This window comes from Microbacterium umsixpiens (genome assembly GCF_053543675.1).
Map to the genome: position 1 here is coordinate 5,548 of NZ_JBLVOH010000060.1, position 984 is coordinate 6,531.

The 984-nt window shown below is 70.1% G+C and carries 1 protein-coding gene; it reads left to right on the forward strand.

All coding sequences use genetic code 11. The features are described 5' to 3' along the window. Positions 1-33: 33 nt before the first annotated feature. On the forward strand, positions 34-972 hold the full coding sequence (locus ACNPM4_RS05975; protein WP_262002367.1) for an alpha/beta fold hydrolase: 939 nt from the start codon (positions 34-36) through the stop codon (positions 970-972). Positions 973-984: the final 12 nt, after the last annotated feature.

Sequence of the window (984 nt, forward strand, 5' to 3'; positions counted from 1 at the left end):
GCCCCCGCACCATCGGCCAGAGAAGGAATGACCATGACCACTGCCCCCTCCGCGTTTCCCGCCGCCAGCCGTGTCGATGCGGGAGACCTCTCCGTCGCCTACTTCGACCTCGGCGACCCGCAGGCGGATCCCGTCGTGCTCCTGCACGGCTACCCGTACGACGTGCACAGTTATGTCGAAGTCGCGCCGATGCTCGTCGAAGCCGGATACCGGGCGATCGTCCCGTATCTGCGCGGCCACGGCGGCACCCGGTTCCGCGATCAGGACGCGCCTCGGACCGGAGAGCAGGCGGCGCTCGGGTCCGACCTCCTGGCGTTCATCGACGCCCTCGACCTGGACGAGCCGGTCCTCGCCGGGTACGACTGGGGCGGTCGCGCCGCCTGTGTCGTCGCGGCGCTGTGGCCCGAGCGGATCTCGGGCCTCGTTTCGGTGAACGGGTATCTCATCCAGAACATCGCCGCCTCTCAGACGCCGATCCGTCCGGATCTCGAAGCCGGATTCTGGTACTTCTGGTACTTCGCCACCGATCGCGGACGCCGAGGCCTCGACGCCAACCGACGCGAGATCGCCGACGTGATCTGGCGCCGCAATTCGCCGGAGTGGGCGTTCAGCGATGCCGAGATGGATCGTGCCGCCGCCGCGTTCGACAACCCCGACTACGTCGACGTCGTGATCCACTCCTACCGTCATCGGCTCGGACTGGCACCCGGGGCGCCGAAGTACGACGAGCTCGAGCGCGCACTGGCGTCGGCCCCGCCCATCAGCGTTCCGACGATCACGCTGGACGGCATGGCGGACGGCAACTTCCCGGCGACCGACGGCACGCCGCAGGCGCACCTGTTCACCGGCCCGCGCGAGCATCGCCGGATCCCGCACGCGGGGCATCACCTCCCGGCCGAGGCGCCCCACGCGTTCGCCCAGGCGGTGGCCGACGTCGCCGAACCGCCGGGAGACGGTGCCGGAACGCCGTGAGACGAAGGTGGG